Raw genomic sequence first — 25803 nt, 5'->3', positions numbered from 1 at the left:
GGAGAGCTAGATCATGGAATTCTTCCGCATCCGCCGCGACATTCCGTTCATGGAGCGCGCGTTGATCTTCAACGTGATTTCGCTCGTGACCTTCCTCGCGGCCGTGTTTTTCCTCGTGCATCGCGGGCTGCATCTGTCGGTGGAGTTCACCGGCGGAACGGTCGTCGAGGTGCAGTATCCGCAGGCCGTATCGCCCGAACCCGTGCGCGCGACCATGACCAAGCTCGGCTACGCCGACGCCCAGGTGCAGAACTTCGGCACCTCGCGCGACGTGCTGATCCGCCTGCCGATCAAGCAGGGCCTCACCTCGGCGCAGCAGAGCGACCAGGTGATGGGGGCGCTCAAGGCCGACAACCCGCAGGTGAGCCTGCAGCGCGTCGAGTTCGTCGGTCCGCAGGTGGGCAAGGAACTCGTGACCAACGGCCTGCTCGCGCTGGCGTGCGTGGTGGTCGGCATCGTGATCTACCTGTCGTTCCGCTTCGAGTGGAAGTACGCAGTGGCGGGCGTCATCGCCAACCTGCACGACGTGGTGATCATCCTCGGCTTCTTTGCGTTCTTCCAGTGGGAGTTCTCGCTCTCGGTGCTGGCGGCGATTCTCGCGGTGCTCGGCTATTCGGTGAACGAATCCGTGGTCATCTTCGACCGGATCCGCGAAACCTTCCGCAAGCAGCGCAAGATGACCGTCATGGAAGTGATCGACCACGCGATCACCAGCACCATGTCGCGAACCATCATCACCCACGGCTGTACGGAAATGATGGTGCTGTCGATGTTCTTCTTCGGCGGCCCGACACTGCATTACTTCGCGCTGGCGCTGACCGTGGGTATCCTGTTCGGTATCTATTCGTCGGTGTTCGTGGCCGCGGCGCTTGCCATGTGGTTCGGCGTGAAGCGTGAAGACCTCGTGAAGGACAAGAAGGACAAGTTCGATCCGAACGACCCGAACGCGGGCGCTCAGGTCTGAAGCTTCAGGCATTCCAGGACGTAAAAAAGCGGCCGGTCTTCACAGACCGGCCGCTTTGTTTTGGAGCGCTGAAACGCTTACTGCTTCACGCCTTCCGCCTGGATATGCAGCACCGTCTTCAGGCTGAAGCCATACGACTTGCCGTAGTCCATGCCGAAGTCGCCGCGATCGAACGTCGCCGTCGCTTCCACGCCGCACACTTCCTTCTTCATCATCGGGTTCACGAAGCACTTGAAGTGCTCGATCTTCAGGTTCAGCGGCTTGGTGACGCCGTGCATCGTCAGCGTGCCCATCACTTCGCTCGGCGCATCGCCGTCGAACTTCATCGACGTGCCCTTGTACTCGGCCGTCGGATACTTCGACGCGTCGAAGAACTCCGCCTTCTGCAGATGCTCGTTGAGCTTGTCGTTGCCGGTGTCGACCGAAGCGATGTCGATCGTCACGTTCACCGTGCCGGTCTTCGCCGCGCGGTCGAGCGTCACTTCGCCGCTGCTCTTGTTGAACTTGCCGCGCCACGTCGACACGCCGCCGAAGTGGTCGGCCTCGAAGCTCGGATAGGTGTGATTCGGGTCGAGCTTGTAGGTGTCGGCGGCCAGCGCGCCGAAGGACATGCCGAGCGTGCCGAGTGCGAGCGCGCCCGCAGCGATGATCGAAAGCTTTTTCAAGTTCTTCTCCTGACTAGATACACAAAGCGTGTGCAAAAAGGTTGACGCGCCGCTTACTTCTTCGCGGCGACGATATGAAACTTGATGACGACGTCGTCCGCCACGATCGACGTATCCTTCCACTCACCCGTGCCGATATCGAACTGGGTGCGCTTGATCGGCAGCGCGCCGTCGAAGGTTTCGGTCGCGCCCTGCTGCGTGACCGTGACCGGGACGGTGACCGTCTGCGACTTGCCCTTGATCGTGATCTTGCCGGTCACGTTGTACTTGTTGCCGCCGGCCGGCGCGATCGCGCTCGACACGAAGGTCGCGGTCGGATACTTGCCGGCGTCGAACCATTCGGCGCCGCGCACCTGCTTGTTGTAGTCGTCGTCGCCGAGGTCGTAGCTGCCGGTGTCGATCGTGATGTTCGCGGTGCCCGCCGTGGGCTTCGCCGGATCGAAGGCGATCTGCGCGCTGAACTTGTTGAACTTGCCGTCGGTGGGCACGTTCATCTGCTTCGACGTCGCCACCACCGAACTCTTGCCCAGGTCGACCTGCGCATGCGCCGCCGCGACCAGCGCGAACGCGGCGCCCGTTGCCATCATCCAGCGATTCAGTTTCACTTTCATGTGTGCCCTGTTCAGACGGTACGAACCTGAACCATCCTTGCGAACGACGGTTCCGGAACAAAACCGGTATTGGAAATCAAAAGACCGCGTTAACAATCAGCCGCCGGGAAACGCCCTGCCAACGACGAGGAAACAATGCGCGCTCAGCGCAGGAACGGCAGCATCCGGCCGAGCAGGCCGTCGCGATCGACGAAATGATGCTTCAGCGCTGCCAGCACATGCATGACGACGAAGAACAGCAGCGTGTAGTTCAGCGCGATGTGCACGAGGCGCAGCGTGGCCTTCAGCGCCTTGTCCGGACCGATGATGGTCGGCAGCGGCAGCACGCCGAGATACACCACCTGCAGGCCCGCCGCCGAGCTGTACAGATAGCCGGAAGCCGGGATCACGAGCATCAGCACATACAGCGCGAGGTGGCCGAGATGCGCCGCGCCCTTCTGCCAGCGCGGCATGCCGCCCGGCAGCGGCGGCGCCGGATGCGTCACGCGCCACAGCAAACGCAGCACGGCGAGCGCGAACACCGTCACGCCGATCCACTTGTGCCACGAGAAATACTTGAGCTTGGTCGGCGTGAAGCCGGGGATATCCGTCATGATCCAGCCGAGGTAGAAACCGCCCACGATCAGCAACGCAATGATCCAGTGCAGGCCGATCGCCGTGGCGCTGTAACGCGGTTGCGGCGCGGCTGCCGCGACGTGTGCGGTACTTTCCATAGTGCTTTCATCCAGAGAGTGCTGTGTGTAACGGCATGACGGGGTGACGTCCCGCCTTCATGCACGGACATGCAATGAGGGGGACGCAAGGCCGCCATGCTACCGCAACGTAGCTTAACCGCCAGCGCCTGCCAAAAGTCCATGCAGGATAGCCGAAAGTCATATTCGATGCGGGTTTGCGGCCGGTCGAGGGCTGCTTTGACAAGGCTCGCTTCACCGGTGCAACGAACTATTCCATGCATGCAACGGTCGATGTCTGCGCAACCTCGCGGCATCGACCGCAGCGCATTCCGGGCGCGATGTCGCTTGGAAGACTTAACGGATGAACGGGCCATTTCATTCCCCGATGTGAAGAAGCGTACTGCTTCATCCGTCATCGAGGCGCCATTTGATACCATGCTGATTGCGTTTGCGCTGGCCCGCTGCTTGCTGTGCTCCACCGGAGCCGGTCCCCGCGGTCCCCGCAACGCCCGCCAATTCCGCTCGACACGGCTCGGGCTTCGACCATGAATGCCAATCAACCGGACGACCTGATCGCGTGTCACGAATGCGACGCGCTCTCCCGAAAATGTGACCTGCCCCAGCATGCGTCGGCGAAATGTCCGCGCTGTGGCTCGCTGCTTTATCGCAGCATTTCGTCGAACCTCGACAAGGTCTGCGCGATGACGCTCGCGGCCCTCGTCACGTTCCTGATCGCGCAGGGCTTTCCGATCGTCGAACTGGAGGCCAACGGGCTCACGTCGGAGACCACGCTGATCGGCGCGATCGTCGCGCTGTGGAGCGAGCAGATGGAGATCATGGCGGTGCTGGTCTTCTGCTCCACCGTGCTGTTCCCGCTGTGCGAACTGCTCGCGCTCCTCTATGTGCTGCTGCCGCTGCGCTCGGGGTATATTCCGCCGGGCTTCAACACGGTGCTGCGCGGCATTCAGTTCGTGCGGCCGTGGGGCATGATCGAAGTGTTCATGCTCGGCGTGCTCGTCACGCTCGTGAAAATGGTGAGCATCGCGCGCGTGATTCCCGAGGCTGCGCTGTTCGCTTTCGGCGCGCTGACACTGATGTTCGCCGTCGTGGTGAGCTTCGACCCGCGCGCGCTGTGGGCCATCGCGAGCCGCCTCGAACCGCGCCCGGCCAGGCGCCGGCGTCAAGCCAGGCCCGAGCCCACCAAAAGGCAGAAATCATGAGCGACGCCATCGAGCAGGCAGCCGAGCAACCTGATCCGCCCGCCATCCACTACACCACGGCATCGCGCGCGCAGGTCGTGGCGTGCCACGCCTGCGGACTCGTGCAGCCGCTCGCGCACACCATCGAGAAACAGCGCTGCACCCGCTGCGACGCCGTCGTGCACCGGCGTCATCCGGACAGCATCGCGCGGACGTGGGCGCTGCTCATCAGCGCCGCGATCCTCTATATTCCGGCGAACCTGTTTCCGATCATGCACACGTCATCGATACTCGGCTCGCAGGACGACACCATCATGAGCGGCGTCGCGCTCTTCTGGAACGACGGCGACTATCCGCTCGCGGCGGTGATCTTCATCGCCAGCATTCTCGTGCCGATGCTCAAGCTCGCGACCCTCAGCTTCCTCGTCATCAGCGTACAGCGCCGTTCTACCTGGCGGCCGCGGCAGCGCACCACCCTGTTCCGCATCGTCGAAGGCATCGGGCGCTGGTCGATGCTCGACGTCTTCGTCATCACCCTCACCATCGCGCTGGTGCGCTTCAAGTCGCTCGCCGTCATCACGCCGGGACCGGGCGCGCTCGCGTTCGCGTCGGTCGTCGTGCTGACGATGATCGCGTCCATGCAATTCGACCCGCGCCTCATGTGGGACAACATCGAACCGTCAGGAAAGAAACATGACTAGTGCCCAAGGTCCGAACGACCCGAAGCAGCCCGCGCCGCCCGCCGACACCGGCGCCGGTGCAGGTGCCGATAAAGGCGGCGGCCTGCCGCCGAACCTTCCGGAGCCCGTGATCGAACCGCGCAGCCGCTGGCTGCCCTCGCTCGTCTGGGTGATTCCGCTCGTCGCGGCGCTGATCGGCGTGATCCTGGTCGTGAAGACGGTGTCGAGCCGCGGACCGACGGTCACCATCAGCTTCGCCAGCGCCGAAGGCCTAGAAACCGGCAAGACCAAGGTGAAGTTCAAGGACGTGGATATCGGCACGGTTAAAGGCATCACGTTGTCGAAGGATCATTCGCGCGTGCTCGTCGACGTGCAGCTCACCAAGGAAGCCACCGATTTCGCCGTCAAGGACACGCGCTTCTGGATCGTGCGCCCGCGCGTGGCCGCAAGCGGCGTGACCGGCTTGTCCACCTTGCTGTCCGGTGCGTTCATCGGCGTCGATGCGGGCAAGTCCACTGAAGACCAGAGCTATTTCGTCGGGCTGGAGACGCCGCCCGCCATCACCGGCGACCAGAAGGGCCACACCTTCACGCTGCACGGCGAATCGCTCGGCTCGCTCGACATCGGCTCCCCGGTCTATTACCGGCGCGTGCAGGTGGGTCAGGTCGCGGCCTTCTCGCTCGACAAGGACGGCACCGGCGTCACCTTGCAGGTGTTCGTCAACGCGCCGTACGACCAGTATGTCGGCACGAATTCGCGCTGGTGGCATGCGAGCGGCGTGGATCTGCGCCTCGATTCGAGCGGCTTCACGCTCAACACGCAGTCGCTCGCGACGGTCGTGCTCGGCGGCATTGCGTTCCAGACGCCGCCCAACCAGCAATCCGGGCCGCAGGCGCAGAACAACGCCACCTTCCGCCTCGCTTCCGACCAGTCCGACGCCATGCGCGATCCGGACGGGCAGGCCGTGCATGTCGTGATGAACTTCAACCAGTCGCTGCGCGGCCTGGCCGTGGGCGCGCCGGTCGATTTCCGCGGCATCGTGCTGGGCCAAGTTACCGGCATCGGCGTGCAGTACGATCAGAAAACGCATTCGTTCATGATGCCGGTCACCATCGACCTGTACCCCGACCGGCTCGGCAAACGCGCCAGGCAGGCGCTGCCGGAACAGGGATCGTCGGCGAGCCAGGACATGCTGCAACTGCTCGTGAAACGCGGCTTGCGCGGCCAGTTGCGTACCGGCAACCTGCTGACGAGCCAGTTGTATGTGGCGCTCGACTTCTTCCCGAAGGCGCCGCCGGCGCAGGTGTCCGCCAGCAACGATCCGATCGAGCTGCCGACCGTGCCGAACACGCTGGACGAACTGCAACTGCAGATTGCCGACATCGCGCGCAAGATCGACAAGATTCCGTTCGACCAGATCGGCAACAATCTGAACGGCTCGCTGAAGAACGCCAACGCGCTGTTCGACAAGCTCGACAAGGAAGTCCTGCCGGACATGCGCGGCACGCTCGACGAAGCGAAGAAGACCTTCAGCGCGGCGCAGGCCACGCTGCAATCCGATTCGCCAATTCAGTCGGACACGCGCCAGGCCATGCAGGAACTCACGCGCACGCTTCAATCGCTCAATGCGCTCGCGGATTATCTGGAACGCCATCCGGAATCGCTGTTGCGCGGTAAATCGGGAGACAAACCATGAAGTTCGGCCCGTTGATGTTGACTCTGGCCGCAGCCGGCATGCTCGCCGCCTGCGCCTCGCCGACGAGCCGTTTCTATACGCTCGCCGGCGGCGAGGCGCGGCCCGTGCCTTCGTCGCCCGCCGCGTTCTATTTCGAGCTCGCGCCCGTCGACATGCCGCAGCAGGTCACGCGCAACCAGCTGGTCGTGCAGACGAGCCCGGCGCAGGTCCAGGTGCTGGAGCAGGACCGCTGGTCCTCGCTGCCGTCCGATGAAGTGCGCCGTGCGCTGTCCGCCGATCTCACCCAGCAGCTCGGCGCCATCGATGTCTACAACACGCCGCATCCGGAGTCGGTGCCGGTGTATCGCGTGAAGGTCAACGTGCAGCGCTTCGAATCGTGGCCCGGCGAGCGCGCCGTGCTCGACGCGGTCTGGAGCGTGCGCGCCGCGGGGTCGTCGAACGTGCTGACGTGCCGGACCGTCGCGCAGGAACCCGTGGGCTCAGGCTACGACGCGCTGGTGGACGGGCATCGCAAGGCCGTCGACGAACTGGCTTCGGCCATCTCGGCCGGCATGCGCAGCGTGGCTTCGCTGCCGCCGGAAGCGCCGGCTGCTACGGCTGCATCAGCGGCATCGGGCGTTGCGGCGAAAGGCAAGTCCGCTGTCGTCGCCCGGCCCGCGAAGGCGCCGCTGTTGCCCTGTCCTTCGTCGGGCGCGCCGGCCACGGCCAGCGCGTCGTGAGCCCCGGCGCGCCGTGTTGTCGACAGACGACACGCGCGCCGAATCTGGCATGGGGCGCGGGGTCGCCCGGTTAAGATCATCGACGCCCGAACACGCAGCCACGCGAAGACAAGATGATGAAACTAATCGGTTCGCACACCAGCCCGTTCGTCCGCAAGGTACGGATCGTCATGGCAGAGAAAAAGATCGATTGCGAACTGGTTCTCGAAGATGTCTGGGCCGCCGGCACGAAAATCCACGACTTCAATCCGCTCGGCAAAGTGCCCTGCCTGCTTCTCGACGACGGCGATGCCGTGTTCGATTCGCGTGTGATCTGCGAATTCGTCGACACCCTGACGCCCGTCGGCAAACTGCTCCCGCAGGAACGGCGCGAGCGCACCGAAGTGCGTTGCTGGGAAGCCCTCGCCGACGGCATGCTCGACGCCACCGTTCTCATCCGCCTCGAAGGCGTGTTGCGCGAGGAAGAACATCGCAGCGAAGCGTGGATCGCGCGTCAGCGGCACAAGGTGGACGACGGACTGCGCGCGATGTCGCGCGGTCTGGGTTCCAAACAGTGGTGTTCGGCGAACCGCTTCACGCTGGCGGATATCGCGTGCGGCTGCGCCCTCGGCTATCTCGACCTGCGCCTGCCCGATCTGAACTGGCGTGATGCCCATCCGAGTCTCGACAAGTACTACGCGCGTTTGTCGCAACGGCAATCGTTCATTGACACGGTGCCGGCCTGACCCGTTCACCTCTGCCCGCATGAAGATGCAGCGCGGGGGCGTTTCAATTTGAATCTACTACTAGATAGACGTAAGCTTCTTCACGCCGACATGTGAGACGAACCGTCGACGTTTCGACATGCGGAATGGCGATAAATCTCGTGCGAAACGCCTCAGGCAGTTTCCGAACACCGCCTTCGTGTTCCGCCCCCGCCAAAATCTATCTACCCAAAGATAGACAGTCAGCGCCCGATTCCTGTGTTTTTCACAGGGTTATCCACAGGCTTATCTACCGCCGTACTGAATCGGCGATTTCTTCGAGCCGCGCTCGCACCTGAAACAGACGGCTTGCCAGCAAGCCTCCCTGGAACGCGGCATAGAGTGTCCGCGCGGCGGCCTCGGGTTTTCCACCGGCATCGAGCGTGTCCTGCGCTTCGCCTTCGGCCAGCACTTTCGCCAGCCAGTTCTCGTTCGCCTTGAAGTACGCCTGCACCGCCTGCCGCACCTTGTCCGGCAGCGATTCGATATCCGCCGCCAGCATGCCGCACAGGCAAACCTGGTTGCCGCCGCCAAGAATCCGCCCGAACACCTTGGCATAGCGATCGAGCTTCTTGTCGGCGGGCGCGGAACTGTCGATGGCGTACACGGACGACATCAGGTCCGCGCTGTAAGCGTTCACCGCTTCGAGCGCCAGATCCTCCTTCGCCGGAAAGTAATAGTGAATGCTCGACGTCTTCACGCCGACCAATTCGGCCAGATCGCGATAACTGAACGCGTTATAGCCGCGCGTCATCAGCAGAGTCTGAGCGTGTTCCAGAAGCGCTTCGCGTACGGTGCTCTTGTCCATTTGAGATTCGGCCTGGCCAGCGATCCGTTTAACTTATCTATCGCTAGATAGACAGTCAAGCACTTGTATCAAAAAAAGTTTTTTCTGAAACGTAACGCCGTAAAGTGTCAATTTTTGAAATAACAAGGCCCTGACCGTAGTCAGGGCTTGCGGTCACAACCCAGCCGGATCGCCTAACGCGCACTCGTGGCAACGGCAGCCGACTGCGATGCTTCATGCCCCATCGATGCCTGTTCGATAATGCCGCCGCCCAGGCAGACGTCGTCCTGATAGAGCACGGCCGACTGGCCCGGCGTGACGGCCCATTGCGCGTCGTCGAAACGGAGCTCAAAGCGTCCGTCGTCGGCGCGCGAGAAATGACATGCGGCGTCCTGCTGCCGATAGCGCGTCTTGGCGCCGCACGCCACGCCTTCGTCCGGCGCGAAGCCGGCAACCCAGCTCGTGTTGCCCGCAACCAGCGCCGGCGACAGCAGCCACGGATGATCGTGGCCCTGCACGACGTACAGCGTATTGCTCGCCACATCCTTGCCGGCGACGAACCACGGCTCGCCGCTGCCGTCCTTCGCGCCGCCGATGCCGATGCCCTTGCGCTGACCAAGCGTATAGAACGCGAGCCCGATATGTTCGCCGACGAGCTTGCCTTCGGCCGTCTTCATCGGGCCCGGTTTGGTCGGCAGGTAGCGGTTCAGGAAGTCGCGGAACGGCCGTTCGCCGATGAAGCAGATGCCGGTCGAATCCTTCTTCTTCGCGTTCGGCAGACCGATCCGGGCCGCGATCTCGCGCACCTGGGTCTTCGGGATCTCGCCGAGCGGAAACAGCGTCTTTGACAGCTGCGCCTGATTCAGCCGATGCAGGAAGTACGACTGGTCTTTGGTGGAATCCGCGGCCTTGAGCAGCTGGAACAAGCCGTCGCGTTCGCGCACGCGCGCGTAATGGCCGGTCGCGATGGACTCCGCGCCGAGCGACATCGCGTGGTCGAGGAACGCCTTGAACTTGATCTCGGCGTTGCACAGCACGTCGGGATTGGGCGTGCGGCCCGCCGAATACTCGCGCAGGAACTCCGCGAACACGCGGTCCTTGTACTCGGCGGCGAAGTTGACCGCTTCCACGTCGATGCCGATCAGATCCGCGACCGAGACCACGTCGATCCAGTCCTGCCGCGTCGAACAGTATTCGCCGTCGTCGTCGTCTTCCCAGTTCTTCATGAACAGGCCGACCACCTCGTAGCCTTGTTCCTTCAACAGCCACGCCGTCACCGACGAATCCACGCCGCCCGACATGCCCACCACGACTCTTTGCTTGCTCATAGGGATACCGCGTTGACCCGCACAGCGCCGAAAACGTGCGGGAAGTGCACCGCCCGGGGCGGTCTGAATCTGGCGCCGCTGCGAAAGGCGTCAAGCCCGCAGCGCCGGCGCGACCGAATGCGTATGAATGAAATCGAGCGGCACGCGCCGCCCGGACAGGTAATCCTCGAGACACGCCAGGACGATCGGCGTGCGATGCCGCCCGGCGGACGCCCGCAACTCGTCGGCGGTGAGCCACAGGGCGCGCACGATGCCGTCGTCCAGCGCGCGTCCGGCTTCTTCGCCCGCCGACTTGCCGCAGAACGTGAAGCGCAGATAGGTGACGTCGCCGTCGGGCCGCTGGAAATGCGTCATGTACGCGCCGACCAGCGCCTCGGGTTCGAAGCGATGCGCGGTTTCCTCGAAGGTTTCGCGGATGACCGCCTGAACGAGCGTTTCGCCCGCTTCGAGATGACCGGCCGGTTGGTTGATTCGCAGCCCTGCCGACGTGTGCTCCTCGATGACGAGAAAGCGTCCGTCGCGCTCGACGATCGCCGCCACCGTCACGTGAGGCGCCCAAGTGTCTGATTTCATGGTCCGTCATTTTACCGTCACGCGATCGATTACGCCTGCTGCGCCGGGCAGACGGCCCCGAACGCCTAAGGGTAAGCGCTATGACCATAATCAGTAACAAGTGCCGGATCGGATTTTTGCGCGGGCTTTCTTCGGTTACAGTGGCGAGAGCCGTTCATTCCAGCATTTGAAACAAGACTCGGCCTTGGTCGTTCGAGCCCTGCCCAAGGGAAAAAAACGACACAAAGACAGGAGGATTCGAAGATGCATATCGGAGTACCCGCTGAAACGCGGGCGAACGAGGCGCGCGTCGCCGCCACGCCCGAAACGGTCAAGAAGCTCGTCACGCAGGGGCACCGGATCTCGGTGCAGAGCGGCGCAGGCTTGCAGGCGAGCTATATCGACGACGCCTTCGCCCAGGCAGGCGCCGACCTCGTCGATGCCGCAGCCGCCTTTTCCGCCGAGATCGTCCTCAAGGTTCAGTCGCCGTCCGAAAGCGAACTGGCGATGCTGAAACCGGGCGCCGTGCTCATCGGAATGCTCGATCCCTTCAATACCGACAACACCGCGCGGCTCGCGTCGGCGGGCGTAACGGCGTTCGCGCTCGAAGCCGCGCCGCGCACGACGCGCGCGCAGAGTCTCGACGTGCTGTCGTCGCAGGCGAACATCGCCGGGTACAAGGCCGTGCTGATGGCCTGCCAGTACTACCAGCGCTTCATGCCGATGCTGATGACCGCCGCCGGCACCGTGAAAGCCGCGCGCGTGCTCGTGCTGGGCGCGGGCGTCGCGGGCCTGCAGGCCATCGCGACGGCCAAGCGGCTGGGCGCGGTCGTCGAGGCGTCGGACGTGCGGCCGGCCGTGAAGGAACAGATCGAATCGCTGGGCGCGAAGTTCGTCGACGTGCCGTTCGAAACCGATGAGGAACGCGAGGCGGCGGTCGGCGTCGGCGGCTATGCGCGGCCGATGCCGCCGAGCTGGCTTGCGCGGCAGTCGGCGCAGGTGCACGAGCGCGCGAAGGCGGCGGACATCGTCATCTCGACGGCGCTGATCCCGGGCCGTCCCGCGCCCACGTTGCTCTCTGTCGAAACGGTCAAGCACATGAAGCCGGGTTCGGTGATCGTCGATCTCGCCGCCGGACGCGGCCCCGAGTTCGAAGGCCGCAAAGGCGGCAACTGCCCGCTCACCGAAGTCGATCAGGTGGTGATGAAACACGGCGTGCATATCGTCGGCCATACGAACCTGGCGTCGATGGTCGCCGCCGATGCCTCCGCGCTCTACGCCCGCAATCTTCTCGACTTCCTGAAGCTGATCCTGACCAAGGAAGGCACGCTCAACATCGACCTCGCGGACGACATCGTCGCGGCCACGCTCCAGTGCCGCGATGGTCAGCCCGCCCGCGCCCCGGCCTGACACGGAGACGAACATGGACGTCATCAATCACACGGTGATCAATCTCATCATCTTCGTGCTGGCCATCTACGTGGGCTACCACGTGGTGTGGAACGTCACGCCGGCGCTGCATACGCCGCTGATGGCCGTGACCAACGCGATCTCGGCGATCGTCATTGTCGGCGCGATGCTCGCGGTGGGCCTGACCGTCGGCGCGGCCGGCAAGTTCTTCGGCACGCTCGCGGTGCTGCTCGCGGCGGTGAACGTGTTCGGCGGCTTCCTCGTCACGCGGCGAATGCTCGAAATGTTCAAGAAGAAGGAGCCGAAGAAGATCACGCACAAGGAGGGCGCGTAAATGAGCATGAACGTCGTCACCCTCCTGTATCTCGTCGCCTCGGTGTGCTTCATCCAGGCGCTGAAAGGCTTGTCCAATCCGAAGACCGCGCGCATCGGCAACACGTTCGGCATGGCGGGCATGGCGATCGCCATTCTCACGACGCTCGCGCTGATCGTGAAACAGGCCGCCTTCCTCGAAGCGAATCTCGCGCTGGGCCTGTCGCTGCTGTTCGTCGCGCTGATCGTGGGCGGCGGCGCGGGCGCGTACATCGCGGCGAAGGTCGAGATGACGAAGATGCCCGAACTCGTCGCGGCCATGCACTCGCTGATCGGTCTGGCGGCGGTGTGCATTGCCTACGGCGTCGTCGCCGAGCCCGCCGCGTTCGGCCTCGCGCCGCTCGGCGAGCCGATTCCGTATGGCAATCGCGTCGAATTGTTCATTGGCACGTTCGTGGGCGCGATCACGTTCTCGGGTTCGGTCATCGCGTTCGGCAAGCTCTCGGGCAAGTACAAGTTCCGGCTGTTCCAGGGCGCGCCGGTGGTGTACTCGGGCCAGCATCTGATCAACCTGTTGCTGGCCATCGCGATGGTCGGCTTCGGCGTGATCTTCATGCTCACCGAATCGTGGCTGCCGTTCATCATCATGACGCTCATCGCGTTCGCGCTGGGCGTGCTGATCATCATCCCGATCGGCGGCGCGGACATGCCAGTGGTGGTGTCGATGCTCAACTCATATTCGGGCTGGGCGGCGGCGGGCATCGGCTTCTCGCTGAACAATCCGATGCTGATCATCGCGGGCTCGCTGGTGGGATCGTCGGGCGCGATCCTGTCGTACATCATGTGCCGCGCGATGAACCGCTCGTTCTTCAACGTGATCCTGGGCGGCTTCGGCGGCGAGGCGGGCGGGGCCACGGTGGGCGGGGCGCAGGAGCAGCGGCCGGTGAAATCCGGTTCCGCCGATGACGCCGCGTTCATGCTCGGCAACGCGGAGAGCGTGGTGATCGTGCCGGGCTACGGTCTGGCGGTGGCGCGCGCGCAGCATGCGCTGAAGGAACTGACGGACAAGCTGGTCGAGAAAGGCATCGACGTGCGCTATGCGATTCATCCGGTGGCCGGACGCATGCCGGGGCACATGAACGTGCTGCTGGCCGAAGCCGAGGTGCCTTACGAGATGGTCCACGAGATGGAGGACATCAACAGCGAGTTTGGTCAGACGGACGTGGTGCTCGTGCTCGGGGCCAACGACGTGGTGAACCCCGCCGCGAAGACCGATCCGAAATCCGTGATTGCAGGGATGCCGATTCTGGAAGCGTACAAGGCGCGGACGATCATCGTGAACAAGCGCTCGATGGCGGCGGGTTATGCCGGCCTCGATAACGAGCTGTTCTATATGGACAAGACGATGATGGTATTCGGCGACGCGAAGAAGGTGGTGGAAGACATGATGAAGGCGGTGGAGTGATGTCTGCTGCCGGATGAGGATGCATGCCGGAGTCGTGACGGGGGGCCCGCGGAAATGCGGGCCCTTTTTGTTGGAGCGGGGCGGACGAGCAATCAGGATGCGGGCTTGCAGGTACCTCCGATTCGCTGCTGCCTGCCCAGGCGATACGAATATTCCTCGACCAGATCCTTCCTGAAGAACCACTCGGCGACGGCGCGCCTCGACCATTGGAACGCGCCCTTGTGCAGCGAGCGAAGCAATGTACAGATCGTCGTGAGGTACACCATCACGGAGTAGATCGAGACCATGAGAAGCGAGCCATTGATCATGTACCTCAACATGATGTCGAATGCGCGCCTGCGGTAATCGACGACAAACCCCTTGAGCGCTTCGTCCTCAACGTCCAACTGCTGCTCGAGGCCGGTTCTCATTGCGCTGAACAGTGGGGGATTGGCTCGAATCCGGATCTCCAGATACAGAAACGGGATCAACGAAAACGCCTCGGTAGACCGCAGGTAGCCGTTGGCGAGTCGGCGCAGCCGCGCGTACAGCGGACTGTTCAGGTCCCAGCCGCGCAGCAAGTACGTTTCGCGCAGTTCGTCGCGCAAGTCGAAAAGCTGGTCCCGGTAATGATCGAGAATGCTTCTCCGCAACGCGTAGTGCCACACGCTCATGAACAGCAGCAAGCCCAATCCAAGCAGGAACATTTGCATCGTCATCACCTTTCTATCGGATGGGCGTCTCGCCCGTTGCAGTCAACCCGCTGCTTGAGTGGCAGGGATCATCACACTCCAGTTGCCGCCGACTCTCGCCAAGCTTGCGGATTGCTCGTTTCTTGCCGGTGCGTTCGAAAAACCAGCCAACTCCGGTCATGGCAGCAACCAGATAACCCATCAGGCTCCCGAGATGCATGTGTTCCACGACGCGAGCAAGCGCCTTCAGCGACTCGGGATTGGCCGTGGAAATGTTCTCGATCCCGGCGAACATCAGGCGCGCGCACCAAATCAGGCCGATCACGGTGATGATATGTCTCGCCAAACCTAACCACTCCCGGAGGTTCACTGAACTGAGCGTGAGCCGCTGGAGTTCGAGTTCATGCTTGTTCAAGTGGACGTCCCTCTCAACGGCAAACAAGCTGACTGCTTCAATGTAGAAACTGACATTGAGCGTGGTTCAATTCGGGTTGACTGCTGTCTTCGCATGGCTACTCTCTTCGGTTGAGTTTGCAAATCCCCGCCCCCAAGCGATCCCGACAATATCCCTCCGCGCACCCGCCCCACAAGTCACTTAGTCCGAATTGCAAGACGGCCAGCGTACAATGCGCGGTTTGAATGATCGATACCGCTGCCCTCATGTCCTCCCCTCTCTTCGACTGGTTCGTCCCCTGCCCGCGCGGTCTTGAAGCACCGCTTGCCGCCGAGCTCACGGAGATCGGGGAACGGCATGTTTCCGCTGCGCCGCTCTCGGGCGGCGGCGAGTTGACCGTCGGCGCTCAGGTGCCGGGCGGTGTGCACTTTCGCGGCGGCTGGGTTGCCGGCATGGCCGCGAACCTCCATTCGCGCATAGCCAGCCGCGTGCTGCTGAAGGTCGCACAAGGCCCGTATCGCAACGAACACGACATCTACGAGCTGACGCACCGGCAGCGCTGGGAGAACTGGTTCACGCCGAGCCAGACCATGCGTGTGGATCTCACCGCCATCAAGTCGCCGGTGAAGAGCCTCGAATTCACCACGCTGCGCGTGAAGGACGCCGTCTGCGACCGCCTGCGCGACGTGGCGGGCGCGCGCCCCAGCATCGATACCGCGCAGCCGGACGTGCGCGTGTTCGCGTTCCTCACGCTGAACGAATGCACGCTGTATCTCGACACCTCGGGCGAGCCGCTCTTCAAACGCGGCTGGCGGCTCGACAAGGGCGCGGCGCCGCTGCGTGAAAACCTCGCGGCGGGCATCCTGCGCCTGACCGGCTGGACGCCGGGCACGCCGCTCTTCGATCCGATGTGCGGCAGCGGCACGTTCCTCGCCGAAGCGGCGCAAACCGCGCTCGGCATTGCGCCGGGCAGCGAGCGGCGCTTCGGCTTCGAGAAGCTCAAGCCCTTCCACCCGGGCATGTGGCAGAAGCTCAAGCAGGCCGCGACCGAACAACGCCGCGCCGCGCGCGCCTCACAAAGCGAGCTGACCATCTTCGGCAGCGACATTTCCGGCGACATGCTCGAGAAGGCGCGCGCCAACCTGAGCCGCGCGGGCGTCTCCAACCTGTCGCTCAAGCAGGTGGATGCCCGCAACATGGTGCCGCCGACCGATGCGCCCGGCATTCTGCTCGCCAACCCGCCGTACGGCGAGCGTATCGAAGTGCGCGGCCGCGGTCCGCGCGGCGAGATTCGCGAGACGCCGCGCAACCGCCGCGACGAGGAAGACACGTTCGCACGCGCCCAGCCGGATCCCGCGGACACCGAGTTCTTCATCAACTTCGGCAACGCGCTCAAGCAGCGCTTTCCCGGCTGGCGCGCCTACGTGCTCACGTCCGACCGCAAGCTGCCCGGCCTGCTGCGCCTGCGCGAATCGACCAAGACGCCGCTCTTCAACGGCGCGCTCGAATGCCGCCTGTTCCGGTTCGACCTGATTGCCGGAAGCGTGCGCAACCGTCCCGCTGACGAGTAAGCATGCCCTGCCGCTTCGCGACGGCGCAATAGGCCGAATGGCCGAGTCACGCCGGCGCGAAGCCGGCGCTACAATCGGCGCATGAACTCACTCACCGAACTCGTCCAGCCCATTGCCGTCGGCGTGTATCGCGCCCGTCGCGAGCGCGTGCTTGCCGCGTTGCGCGCGCAAGGCGGCGGCGTCGCCATCCTGCCCACGGCGCCGGAAGTCATGCGCAATCGCGACACGGACTACCCGTTCCGTCACGACAGCTACTTCTACTATCTGACCGGCTTCAACGAACCCGAGGCAGTCCTCGTGCTCGACGCGGACGCGCAGGACGGCGAGCCCGCATCCATCCTGTTCTGCCGCGAAAAAAACGCCGAGCGGGAAACCTGGGAAGGCTTCCGCTTCGGCCCCGAAGGCGCGCTTGACGCGTTCGGTCTGGACGCCGCGCTGCCGGTCGCCGCACTGGACGACGAGATGCCGCGCCTGATCGCGGACTCCCCCGCGCTGCATTACGCGCTCGGCACCTCGGCGGAACTGGACGCGCAAGTGCGCGGCTGGCTCGCGGCAGTCCGCGTGCAGGGCCGCAGCGGCGTGCGCGCCCCGGCAACCGTGCACCATCTGCTGCCGCTGCTCGACGAAATGCGCCTCGTCAAGGACGAGCATGAAATCGGCATCATGCGTCGCGCCGCGTCCATCTCCGCTGAAGCGCATCGCCGAGCCATGCAAGCGTGCCGTCCCGGCATGCGTGAATTCGAGATCGAGGCCGAACTGCTCTACACGTTCCGCCGCCGTGGCGCACAGGCGCCGGCGTATGGCTCGATCGTCGCGGCGGGTGCGAACGCCTGCGTGCTGCATTACCCTGCGGGCAACGCCATTGCGCGCGAGGGCGATCTCATCCTGATCGACGCAGCCTGCGAACTCGACGGCTACGCATCCGACATCACGCGCACCTTTCCCGCCGGCGGCCGCTTCACGCCGGCGCAGCGTGAGCTCTACGACATCGTGCTCGCCGCGCAAGCCGCCGCCGTCGAGGCCACGCGTCCCGGCGTGAGTTTCGACGCACCGCACCAGGCCGCGCTCAAAGTCCTGTCGCAAGGGCTGCTCGACACCGGCATTCTCGACAAGACGAAGGTCGGCACGCTCGACGACGTCCTCGCCCAACGCGCCTATGCGCCCTTCTACATGCATCGCACGGGGCACTGGATCGGCATGGACGTGCATGACGCGGGCGAGTATCGCGAGGCCGGCGGTCCGCTAGACGAGCAAGGCGCGCGGCCCTGGCGCACGCTGTTGCCCGGCATGGCGCTCACGATCGAGCCGGGACTCTACGTGCGCGCGTCCGCCGACGTGCCCGAGCGCTACTGGGACATCGGCATCCGCATCGAGGACGACGCCATCCTGACGGACACCGGCTGCGAGCTGATCACGCGCGATGTGCCGGTCGCCGCCGATGAAATCGAAGCGCTGATGCGCGCATCCTGACCCGAATCGGCCATGAGCGATATTCAAGCCGTCACACCGCATTTCGACTACGACATCGCCATCGTCGGCGCGGGGCCGGTCGGGCTCGCGCTCGCGGGCTGGCTCGCGCGACGCAGCGCAACCTCACGGCTGTCGATCGCGCTGATCGACGCCCGCACGCCCGAAGCCGCCGTCCAGGATCCGCGCTCGCTCGCGCTGTCGCACGGCAGCCGCGTCATGCTCCAGCCGCTCGGCTTCCCCGGCGACGCCACGCCCATCCGCCGTATTCATGTGTCGCAGCGCGGGCATTTCGGCCGCACGCTGATCGAGCATGACGAGCACGAACTCCCCGAACTCGGTTACGTGGTGCGCTACGGTTCGCTGGTCAGCGCGCTGGCGGCCGCGGTGCGCGCCACGCCCGTCCACTGGCTCACCGACACCGCCGCGCTCGCGCCGCTTCAGGACAACGACGGCATCACCCTGCCGCTGCAAACGGCCGACGGCGAACGCAAGATCCGCGTGAAAGTGCTGGTCAACGCCGAAGGCGGGCTTTATCAAAAGAACGAGAAGACGAGCGAAATCAGCACGCCCGGCGAGCGTCGCGCGCGCGACTATGGCCAGACGGCCATCGTCGGGACGGTGAGCGTGTCGGATCCGCGCCCGAACGTCGCGTGGGAACGCTTCACCAACGAAGGCCCCATCGCGTTGCTGCCGTGTGGCGGCCCGCGCCACGCAGACTACTCGCTGGTCTGGTGCTGCGCGCCGGAGGAAGCCGCGCGCCGCATGCAACTCGACGAAGCCAGCTTCCTCACGGAACTCGGCGCGGCCTTCGGTACGCGCATGGGCCGGTTCACGCGCATCGCGAGCCGTGCCGCGTTTCCGCTCGGACTGTCGGCGCTGGAGGTGCTGGTCGATCAGCGCACCGTCGCCATCGGCAATGCGGCGCAGACGCTGCATCCGGTCGCGGGGCAAGGGCTGAATCTTGGTCTGCGCGACGCGCTCGCGCTCACCGACGCGCTCTCCGCCGACGGCCCGCGCCCGCTCGCCCTCGCCCGCTTCGCCCAGCGCCGCGCGCTCGACCGGCGTCTGACCATCGGCGCCACCGACACCCTCGCGCGCCTCTTCACGTCCGACTTCGCGCCGCTTGCGGCCATGCGCGGGCTCGCGCTCACCGCGCTCGAATTTCTGCCGCCGGTAAAAACTGCGCTCGCCCGCCAGATGATGTTTGGTCAGCGCCGCTAGCCTGTCCGAAGGCAATCGCTTGCGTCATGCGATCAACTTATCCTCTATGAACGCGCGATCTTTCATAGAAGATTTAATGACTTGCACGCGATTGCCCTTAATTTCAGCACGCGCTTCGCGTTAAAATACGCGTTTCCCTTCTGTGACATTGCCTCCGCCAGACGCGTTTGCGGCCGCCATCGGCCGGACTCTGCCATGCGGATGCCCGAGCCTTCATGCCCACCATCGGTTCACACGTTCTGCGCAACAACCTGTTCGTCGCCCCGATGGCAGGCGTCACCGACCGCCCGTTCCGCCAGCTCTGCAAGCGCATGGGGGCGGGCTATGCGGTGTCGGAGATGGTCGCGTCGAACGCGCAGTTGTGGAAAAGCGAAAAGACCATGCGCCGCGCCAACCACGCGGGCGAGGTCGAACCCATCTCCGTACAGATCGCCGGCGCTGATCCCCAGATGCTCGCCGAGGCCGCGCGACACAATGTCGCGAACGGCGCGCAGATCATCGACATCAACATGGGCTGCCCGGCCAAGAAGGTTTGCAACGTGGCCGCGGGCTCCGCGCTGCTGCAGAACGAACCGCTGGTCGCGCGCATCGTGGAAGCCGTCGTGCAGGCGGTCGGCGTGGGGCCCGGCGCCGTGCCCGTCACGCTCAAGATCCGCACCGGCTGGAATCGCGACAACAAGAACGCGCTGACCATTGCGCGGATCGCGCAGGACGCGGGCATCGCCATGCTCACCGTGCACGGCCGCACCCGCGCCGATCTGTACAAGGGCGATGCGGAATATGAAACCATCGCCGCCGTGAAGGCCGCGGTGAGGATCCCGGTGGTCGCCAACGGCGACATCGCCACGCCCGAGAAAGCCCGCCACGTGCTTGCCGTGACCGGCGCCGACGCCATCATGATCGGTCGCGCCGCGCAAGGCCGCCCGTGGCTGTTTCGCGAAATCGAACATTTCCTGAAGACCGGCGAGCACATGCCGCCGCCGCGCATCGTCGAGATCCAGCAGGTGATGAACGAGCACCTCGAAGATCACTACGCCTTTTATGGGGAATTCACGGGCGTTCGGACGGCGCGCAAGCATATCGGCTGGTACACTCGCGGCCTTTCCGGCGCCAACACCTTCCGGCACCGGATGAATACGCTGGACACGACCAAAGAACAATTGCTCGCAGTCAACGAATTCTTCGACGCGCAAAAGGCGTTGTCCGACCGTCTCGTCTATGTGGACGAGGCCGGGGAAGCGGACGGCGCAGCCGAAGAAGAATCGTGCGGCGGGCTCAACAACACGACAGACCGACTGATTGCCGCATGAGCAGACATAACATCGAACAATGCGTCCGCCAGAGCCTCGACAACTATTTTCAGGACCTGGACGGCTCCAATCCGCACGACGTCTACGACATGGTGATCTCGTGCGTGGAAAAACCGATGCTGGAAGTGGTGCTCGAGCAGGCCGGGGGAAACCAGTCGCTGGCGGCTGAGTATCTCGGCATCAACCGCAACACGCTCCGCAAGAAGCTGCAACAGCACGGATTGATTTGATTCTTCGTACCGAGGCGCCGCCTCGGTCCGGCCTGGTTCTTTTTTCTCGGTTTCAGTGTTCATCATGATCAAGCAAGCGCTCCTTTCCGTCTCCGACAAATCCGGCATCGTCGATTTCGCGAAATCGCTGTCGGCGCTCGGAGTCAAGCTCCTCTCGACCGGCGGCACGGCGAAACTGCTCGCCGACGCGGGCCTGCCCGTCACCGAGGTCGCCGACTACACCGGTTTCCCGGAAATGCTCGACGGACGCGTGAAGACGCTGCATCCGAAAGTGCATGGCGGCATCCTCGCCCGCCGCGATCTGCCCGAGCACATGGCCGCGCTGGAGCAGCACGAGATCCCGACTATCGATCTGCTGGTCGTGAACCTGTATCCGTTCGTGCAGACGGTCTCGAAGGAAGAGTGCTCGCTGGAAGACGCGATCGAGAACATCGACATCGGCGGGCCGACCATGCTGCGCTCGGCGGCGAAGAATCATCGCGACGTGACGGTCGTCGTCGATCCGGCCGACTACGCCACCGTGCTCGAGGAAATGCGCGCGAACGGCAACAGCGTCGGCTACACGACCAACTTCCGTCTCGCCACCAAGGTGTTCGCGCATACCGCGCAGTATGACGGCGCCATCACGAACTACCTGACGAGCCTGACCGAAGAGCTGAAGCATTCGAGCCGCAACACGTACCCGGCCACCTTCAACCTCGCATTCGAGAAGGTGCAGGACCTGCGCTACGGCGAGAACCCGCACCAGAGCGCCGCGTTCTACCGCGATCTGTCGGTTCCAGCCGGTGCGCTCGCCAACTACACGCAGTTGCAGGGCAAGGAACTGTCGTACAACAACATCGCGGATTCGGACGCGGCGTGGGAATGCGTGAAGACCTTCGACGCGCCTGCCTGCGTGATCATCAAGCACGCGAACCCGTGCGGCGTGGCGCTCGGCGCGGACGCGAACGAAGCGTATGCAAAGGCGTTCCAGACGGATCCGACCTCGGCGTTCGGCGGCATCATCGCGTTCAATCGCGAAGTCGACGAAGCGGCAGCCCAGGCGGTCGCGAAGCAGTTCGTCGAAGTGCTGATCGCGCCGTCGTTCAGCGACGCGGCGCGCGCCGTGTTCGCCGCGAAACAGAACGTGCGCCTGTTGCAGATCGCGCTCGGCGACGGTCACAACACGTTCGATCTGAAGCGTGTTGGCGGCGGTCTGCTGGTGCAGTCGCTGGACGCGAAGAACGTGCAGCCGCATGAACTGCGCGTGGTGACGAAGCGCCACCCGACGCCGAAGGAAATGGACGACCTGATGTTTGCGTGGCGCGTCGCGAAGTTCGTCAAGTCGAACGCCATCGTGTTTTGCGCGAACGGCATGACCATGGGCGTCGGCGCGGGCCAGATGAGCCGCGTGGACTCGGCGCGCATCGCGGGCATCAAGGCGCAGAACGCCGGCCTGACGCTGAACGGCTCGGCCGTGGCGTCGGATGCGTTCTTCCCGTTCCGCGACGGCCTCGACGTGGTCGTGAATGCGGGCGCAACCTGCGTGATCCAGCCGGGCGGCTCGATGCGCGATGACGAAGTGATCGCCGCCGCCGACGAGCACAACATTGCGATGATCCTCACCGGCACGCGTCATTTCCGTCATTAAATCCGGACGCTTCCATTAAGATGGGCCTGTTTGCGCAACACACGGCGCAAACAGGCCTTTTTGATATCGACTACCCGGTCGACGACCCGCATCGCGAACGAATGAGAATCCTAGGCATCGACCCCGGCTTGCGCGTGACCGGCTTCGGCATCATCGAGAAGCACGGACATACGCTCAGCTACGTGACGAGCGGCGTCATCAAGACCGCCGATGCCGACCTGCCCTCGCGCCTGAACACCATTTTCAGCGGCATCTCGACGCTCATCGCGCAGCACAATCCGGATCAGGCGGCCGTCGAGAAGGTCTTCGTCAACGTCAATCCGCAATCCACGCTGCTGCTGGGCCAGGCGCGCGGCGCCGCGATCTGCGGACTGGTGGCGGGCGGCGTGCCAGTCGCCGAATACACGGCGCTGCAACTGAAACAGGCCGTGGTCGGCTACGGCCGCGCGACCAAGGAACAAATGCAGCAGATGGTCGTGCGCCTGCTGAGCCTCTCCGGCATGCCGGGCACCGATGCCGCCGACGCGCTCGGCATGGCCATCTGCCACGCGCACGGCGGCGGCGGGCTCGCGACGCTGGGCGAGATTGCGCCGGGGCTCGCGAAAAAAGGCCTCCGTGTCCGTCGCGGGCGGCTCATTGGCTAGAACACTTCACACGCATATAAATCCATGATCGGTCGCATCGCCGGCGTTCTGCTGGAAAAAAATCCGCCGCATTTGCTCGTCGACTGCAATGGCGTCGGCTATGAAATCGACGTGCCGATGAGCACGTTCTACAACCTGCCGAACACCGGCGAAAAGGTCGTGTTGCTCACGCAAATGATCGTCCGCGAAGACGCGCATCTGCTGTACGGCTTTCTCACGGCGCAGGAGCGCTCGACCTTCCGTGAATTGCTGAAGATCAGCGGCATTGGCGCACGCATGGCGCTGGCTGTGCTGTCCGGCATGAGCGTGCACGAGCTCTCGCAGACCGTGACGACCCAGGACGCCGCGCGCCTGACGCGCGTGCCGGGCATCGGCAAGAAAACTGCCGAGCGCCTGCTGCTCGAACTGAAAGGCAAGCTCGGCGCCGATCTCGGCGCGATGGCGAGCGCCGCTTCGCAGTCGGATCACGCGTCGGACATTCTCAATGCGCTGCTCGCGCTCGGTTATTCCGAGAAGGAAGCGCTCGCCGCCATCAAGAACGTGCCGGCCGGAACGGGTGTGTCGGAAGGCATCAAGCTGGCGTTGAAGGCGCTGTCGAAGGCGTAAGAGCGGGATTCTTCCTAGGCCATCCGGCCAGCTTCGCCGCGCAAAAGCTCGCTGTACAATCGGACCATGATCGAAACCGACAAACTCGCCGCCGAACGCGTCATCTCGGCCTCGCCCGTCTCGCCCAACGAGGAAGCGTTCGAGCGCGCTCTGCGCCCGCACAAGCTGGACGAATACATCGGGCAGGAAAAGGCGCGCGGGCAGCTCGAAATCTTCATCGAAGCCGCCAAACGGCGTTCCGAAGCGCTCGATCACGTGCTGTTGTTCGGGCCGCCGGGCCTCGGGAAGACCACGCTTGCGCACATCATCGCGCGGGAAATGGGCGTGAATCTGCGGCAGACCTCGGGGCCGGTGCTGGAGCGCGCGGGCGACCTCGCGGCGCTGCTCACGAATCTCGAAGCCAATGACGTGCTGTTCATCGACGAAATTCACCGGCTGTCGCCGGTCGTCGAGGAAATCCTGTATCCGGCGCTGGAGGATTACCAGATCGACATCATGATCGGCGAAGGTCCGGCGGCGCGCAGCGTGAAGCTGGACTTGCAGCCGTTCACGCTGGTCGGCGCAACCACGCGCGCGGGCATGTTGACGAATCCGTTGCGCGACCGGTTCGGCATTGTGTCGCGGCTGGAGTTTTATAACGCGAACGAGTTGGCGCACATCGTCGCGCGCTCGGCGTCGCTGTTGAAGGCGGATATCGTCAATGAAGGCGCGTTCGAAATCGCCAAGCGCTCGCGCGGCACGCCGCGGATTGCCAACCGCCTGCTGCGGCGCGTGCGAGATTACGCGGAAGTGAAAGCGGACGGCATGATCACCGCCGACGTCGCCGACAAAGCCCTGAAGATGCTCGACGTCGATCCGGTCGGCTTCGACCTGATGGACCGCAAGCTGCTCGAAGCGATCCTGCACAAGTTCGACGGCGGTCCGGTCGGGGTGGACAATCTGGCGGCGGCCATCGGCGAAGAGCGTGACACCATCGAGGACGTGCTGGAGCCTTATTTGATCCAGCAAGGCTTCCTGCAGCGTACGCCGCGCGGACGCGTCGCCACGATGCTCACGTATCGCCACTTCGGGCTCGTCGCGCCCGACGCCGGTCCGGTGCGCGACATGTGGGACGCCAATAACGGCTAGGCGCGTTTGCGGAGGTTGTCGTCGTCGGTATCGGTGGAAAGGTGCGCGACGTCACCCCACGAGACCACGGTAGCGCCGTCCGCGCCGTAGTCCACGATGTTGATGCTGCAATTGAGCAGCGGCCAGTTGCGCGGCTCCTGCAACGGCAATTTCATCGCGAACCGGTAGATGCAGTCCAGCACGCCGCCGTGCGCGACCACCGCAATCCGGCCGCCCGCGTGCGCAGCGACGATCGGCTCCATCGCATGCACCACGCGGTGATAGAACACGCGCTGCGATTCGCCGTCGCCGGGCGGCGAGAAGCCCGGATCGCGCGTCTGCCATTCGATATATTCGGCGGGGAATTTCTCGTTGATCTCGTCGCTGTCGTGCGCCTGGAACGCGCCGAAGAAACGCTCGCGCAGTCCTTCCGACAAACGTATTTCGAGTCCAAGCGCATCGGCGAAAGGATGCGCGGTCTGGCGCGCGCGTTGCAGATCGCTCGAATAGACGGCATCGAGTCGCCCTTCACGGGCAAGCCGCGCGCCCAGTTGCTCCGCCTGCTGCACACCATGCGCCGACAGCGGAATATCGACGTGTCCCTGAATGCGTTTGAGGCGATTCCAATCGGTTTCGCCGTGTCGAATGAAGAGGACCTGCGTCGTCATAGGCTTCCTGATATCAGGGCCGCACTTGCAGCCAGAAGGTGACCGGACCGTCGTTGACGAGCGACACCTGCATCTCTGCGCCGAATTCGCCCGTCTCGACGATCGGATGCTTCGCGCGCGCCTGCGCCACGAAGTAGTCGAAGAGCCGCTTGCCTTCGTCCGGAGGGGCGGCCGGCGTGAAGCTCGGGCGCAGGCCGCTCGAAGTATCGGCGGCCAGCGTGAATTGCGATACCAGCAACACGCCGCCCGCACGCCCCGCGCCATCCATGTTGGACACCGGCAGATTCATCTTGCCGGCGGCATCGCTGAACACGCGATATGCCAGCATCTTCGCGAGGAGTTTGTCCGCGGCGGCCTCGTCGTCGCCGCGCTCGGCGCAGACCAGCGCGAGCAGGCCCGCTTCGATCGCGCCCGTCACGCGTTCGTTCACGCGCACGTCGGCGCGCCGGACCCGCTGGATCAGCGCGATCATCGGC

General features: G+C 64.2%; 28 protein-coding genes. 18 read left to right on the top strand and 10 right to left on the bottom strand.

Going from position 1 to position 25803, the window contains the following annotated elements; translation table 11 throughout:
- Nucleotides 1–13: 13 nt before the first annotated feature.
- Nucleotides 14–964, top strand: a complete 951-nt coding sequence (secF, locus tag QCE64_RS01685) for a protein translocase subunit SecF (protein WP_309913772.1) — start codon at nt 14–16, stop codon at nt 962–964.
- A gap of 77 nt (nt 965–1041) precedes the next feature.
- Here secF and QCE64_RS01680 read toward each other — a convergent pair whose 3' ends face one another.
- From QCE64_RS01680 to QCE64_RS01670, 3 genes are all read right to left on the bottom strand, one after another.
- Complete coding sequence (locus QCE64_RS01680) at nt 1042–1575, bottom strand: YceI family protein (protein WP_404987345.1); 534 nt, start codon at nt 1573–1575, stop codon at nt 1042–1044.
- Nucleotides 1576–1682: 107 nt separating this feature from the next.
- Nucleotides 1683–2240 (bottom strand): YceI family protein, encoded by a 558-nt coding sequence (locus QCE64_RS01675; protein WP_309807234.1) that lies wholly within the window; start codon nt 2238–2240, stop codon nt 1683–1685.
- A gap of 143 nt (nt 2241–2383) precedes the next feature.
- Entirely contained in the window at nt 2384–2953 is a 570-nt protein-coding gene (locus QCE64_RS01670; protein WP_309929131.1) for a cytochrome b, read from the bottom strand.
- A gap of 506 nt (nt 2954–3459) precedes the next feature.
- Here QCE64_RS01670 and QCE64_RS01665 point away from each other — a divergent pair.
- From QCE64_RS01665 to QCE64_RS01645, 5 genes are all read left to right on the top strand, one after another.
- Nucleotides 3460–4134 carry a paraquat-inducible protein A gene (locus tag QCE64_RS01665; protein WP_309929129.1) on the top strand — a complete coding sequence of 225 codons (675 nt, stop codon included), beginning with the start codon at nt 3460–3462 and terminating at the stop codon, nt 4132–4134.
- Nucleotides 4131–4814 carry a paraquat-inducible protein A gene (locus QCE64_RS01660; RefSeq protein WP_404987166.1) on the top strand — a complete coding sequence of 228 codons (684 nt, stop codon included), beginning with the start codon at nt 4131–4133 and terminating at the stop codon, nt 4812–4814. The genes QCE64_RS01665 and QCE64_RS01660 overlap by 4 nt, the downstream gene beginning before the upstream one ends.
- Nucleotides 4807–6489 carry an MlaD family protein gene (locus QCE64_RS01655; RefSeq protein WP_309913760.1) on the top strand — a complete coding sequence of 561 codons (1683 nt, stop codon included), beginning with the start codon at nt 4807–4809 and terminating at the stop codon, nt 6487–6489. Before QCE64_RS01660 ends, QCE64_RS01655 begins: the two co-directional genes overlap by 8 nt.
- The gene (locus tag QCE64_RS01650) at nt 6486–7208 is read left to right on the top strand and encodes a PqiC family protein (RefSeq protein WP_309913757.1); all 723 of its coding nucleotides are present in this window, start codon (nt 6486–6488) and stop codon (nt 7206–7208) included. Before QCE64_RS01655 ends, QCE64_RS01650 begins: the two co-directional genes overlap by 4 nt.
- A 116-nt stretch (nt 7209–7324) precedes the next feature.
- On the top strand, nt 7325–7933 hold the full coding sequence (locus tag QCE64_RS01645; RefSeq protein WP_309919548.1) for a glutathione S-transferase C-terminal domain-containing protein: 609 nt from the start codon (nt 7325–7327) through the stop codon (nt 7931–7933).
- Nucleotides 7934–8201: 268 nt separating this feature from the next.
- Here QCE64_RS01645 and QCE64_RS01640 read toward each other — a convergent pair whose 3' ends face one another.
- From QCE64_RS01640 to QCE64_RS01630, 3 genes are all read right to left on the bottom strand, one after another.
- A complete protein-coding gene (locus QCE64_RS01640) occupies nt 8202–8759 on the bottom strand; it encodes a TetR/AcrR family transcriptional regulator (RefSeq protein ID WP_309913754.1) in 558 nt (185 codons plus the stop codon).
- 173 nt (nt 8760–8932) lie between these two features.
- Nucleotides 8933–10066: a tRNA 2-thiouridine(34) synthase MnmA gene (mnmA, locus tag QCE64_RS01635; RefSeq protein WP_310002494.1), complete on the bottom strand. Its 1134-nt coding sequence runs from the start codon at nt 10064–10066 to the stop codon at nt 8933–8935.
- Nucleotides 10067–10156: 90 nt separating this feature from the next.
- A complete protein-coding gene (locus tag QCE64_RS01630; protein ID WP_309929121.1) occupies nt 10157–10639 on the bottom strand; it encodes an NUDIX hydrolase in 483 nt (160 codons plus the stop codon).
- A gap of 243 nt (nt 10640–10882) precedes the next feature.
- On the opposite strand from QCE64_RS01630, the gene QCE64_RS01625 reads away from it, so the two are divergent.
- From QCE64_RS01625 to QCE64_RS01615, 3 genes are read left to right on the top strand one after another with little or no spacing between them, the layout of a single operon-like run.
- Nucleotides 10883–12028, top strand: coding sequence for a Re/Si-specific NAD(P)(+) transhydrogenase subunit alpha (locus tag QCE64_RS01625; protein ID WP_309913748.1), 1146 nt, complete (start codon nt 10883–10885; stop codon nt 12026–12028).
- Between the two features lie 13 nt (nt 12029–12041).
- A complete protein-coding gene (locus QCE64_RS01620; RefSeq protein ID WP_106854767.1) occupies nt 12042–12362 on the top strand; it encodes an NAD(P) transhydrogenase subunit alpha in 321 nt (106 codons plus the stop codon).
- Nucleotides 12363–13805: an NAD(P)(+) transhydrogenase (Re/Si-specific) subunit beta gene (locus tag QCE64_RS01615; RefSeq protein ID WP_310002493.1), complete on the top strand. Its 1443-nt coding sequence runs from the start codon at nt 12363–12365 to the stop codon at nt 13803–13805.
- A 92-nt stretch (nt 13806–13897) separates the two neighbouring features.
- Here the strand turns inward: QCE64_RS01615 and QCE64_RS01610 are convergent, their stop codons facing one another.
- Nucleotides 13898–14497, bottom strand: a complete 600-nt coding sequence (locus QCE64_RS01610; RefSeq protein ID WP_309913739.1) for a hypothetical protein — start codon at nt 14495–14497, stop codon at nt 13898–13900.
- Between the two features lie 13 nt (nt 14498–14510).
- Nucleotides 14511–14891 carry a hypothetical protein gene (locus QCE64_RS01605; RefSeq protein ID WP_309913736.1) on the bottom strand — a complete coding sequence of 127 codons (381 nt, stop codon included), beginning with the start codon at nt 14889–14891 and terminating at the stop codon, nt 14511–14513.
- A gap of 245 nt (nt 14892–15136) precedes the next feature.
- On the opposite strand from QCE64_RS01605, the gene QCE64_RS01600 reads away from it, so the two are divergent.
- From QCE64_RS01600 to ruvB, 9 genes are all read left to right on the top strand, one after another.
- The gene (locus QCE64_RS01600) at nt 15137–16441 is read left to right on the top strand and encodes a class I SAM-dependent RNA methyltransferase (protein WP_309913734.1); all 1305 of its coding nucleotides are present in this window, start codon (nt 15137–15139) and stop codon (nt 16439–16441) included.
- Nucleotides 16442–16522: 81 nt separating this feature from the next.
- Nucleotides 16523–17911, top strand: a complete 1389-nt coding sequence (locus QCE64_RS01595; RefSeq protein WP_310002492.1) for an aminopeptidase P N-terminal domain-containing protein — start codon at nt 16523–16525, stop codon at nt 17909–17911.
- 12 nt (nt 17912–17923) lie between these two features.
- The gene (locus QCE64_RS01590) at nt 17924–19132 is read left to right on the top strand and encodes a UbiH/UbiF/VisC/COQ6 family ubiquinone biosynthesis hydroxylase (protein WP_310002491.1); all 1209 of its coding nucleotides are present in this window, start codon (nt 17924–17926) and stop codon (nt 19130–19132) included.
- A gap of 215 nt (nt 19133–19347) precedes the next feature.
- On the top strand, nt 19348–20442 hold the full coding sequence (gene dusB, locus QCE64_RS01585) for a tRNA dihydrouridine synthase DusB (protein WP_310002490.1): 1095 nt from the start codon (nt 19348–19350) through the stop codon (nt 20440–20442).
- Complete coding sequence (locus tag QCE64_RS01580) at nt 20439–20672, top strand: Fis family transcriptional regulator (protein WP_008351548.1); 234 nt, start codon at nt 20439–20441, stop codon at nt 20670–20672. The genes dusB and QCE64_RS01580 overlap by 4 nt, the downstream gene beginning before the upstream one ends.
- A gap of 64 nt (nt 20673–20736) precedes the next feature.
- Nucleotides 20737–22302, top strand: coding sequence for a bifunctional phosphoribosylaminoimidazolecarboxamide formyltransferase/IMP cyclohydrolase (purH, locus tag QCE64_RS01575; protein ID WP_310002489.1), 1566 nt, complete (start codon nt 20737–20739; stop codon nt 22300–22302).
- Between the two features lie 101 nt (nt 22303–22403).
- Nucleotides 22404–22946: a crossover junction endodeoxyribonuclease RuvC gene (ruvC, locus tag QCE64_RS01570; protein ID WP_309913722.1), complete on the top strand. Its 543-nt coding sequence runs from the start codon at nt 22404–22406 to the stop codon at nt 22944–22946.
- Nucleotides 22947–22970: 24 nt separating this feature from the next.
- Entirely contained in the window at nt 22971–23552 is a 582-nt protein-coding gene (gene ruvA, locus QCE64_RS01565) for a Holliday junction branch migration protein RuvA (RefSeq protein WP_309913719.1), read from the top strand.
- Between the two features lie 66 nt (nt 23553–23618).
- Nucleotides 23619–24680 (top strand): Holliday junction branch migration DNA helicase RuvB, encoded by a 1062-nt coding sequence (gene ruvB / locus QCE64_RS01560; protein WP_310002488.1) that lies wholly within the window; start codon nt 23619–23621, stop codon nt 24678–24680.
- Here the strand turns inward: ruvB and QCE64_RS01555 are convergent.
- Entirely contained in the window at nt 24677–25327 is a 651-nt protein-coding gene (locus QCE64_RS01555; RefSeq protein ID WP_309913713.1) for a histidine phosphatase family protein, read from the bottom strand. The genes ruvB and QCE64_RS01555 overlap by 4 nt on opposite strands.
- Before the next feature lie 13 nt (nt 25328–25340).
- Entirely contained in the window at nt 25341–25799 is a 459-nt protein-coding gene (gene dtd / locus QCE64_RS01550; RefSeq protein WP_310002487.1) for a D-aminoacyl-tRNA deacylase, read from the bottom strand.
- Nucleotides 25800–25803 lie beyond the last annotated feature (4 nt).

Source organism: Caballeronia sp. LZ043 (genome assembly GCF_031451075.1).
Lineage (GTDB): Bacteria > Pseudomonadota > Gammaproteobacteria > Burkholderiales > Burkholderiaceae > Caballeronia.
Note: the sequence above shows the minus strand (reverse complement) of the source record. Positions and strands in the feature narration are given on the sequence as shown.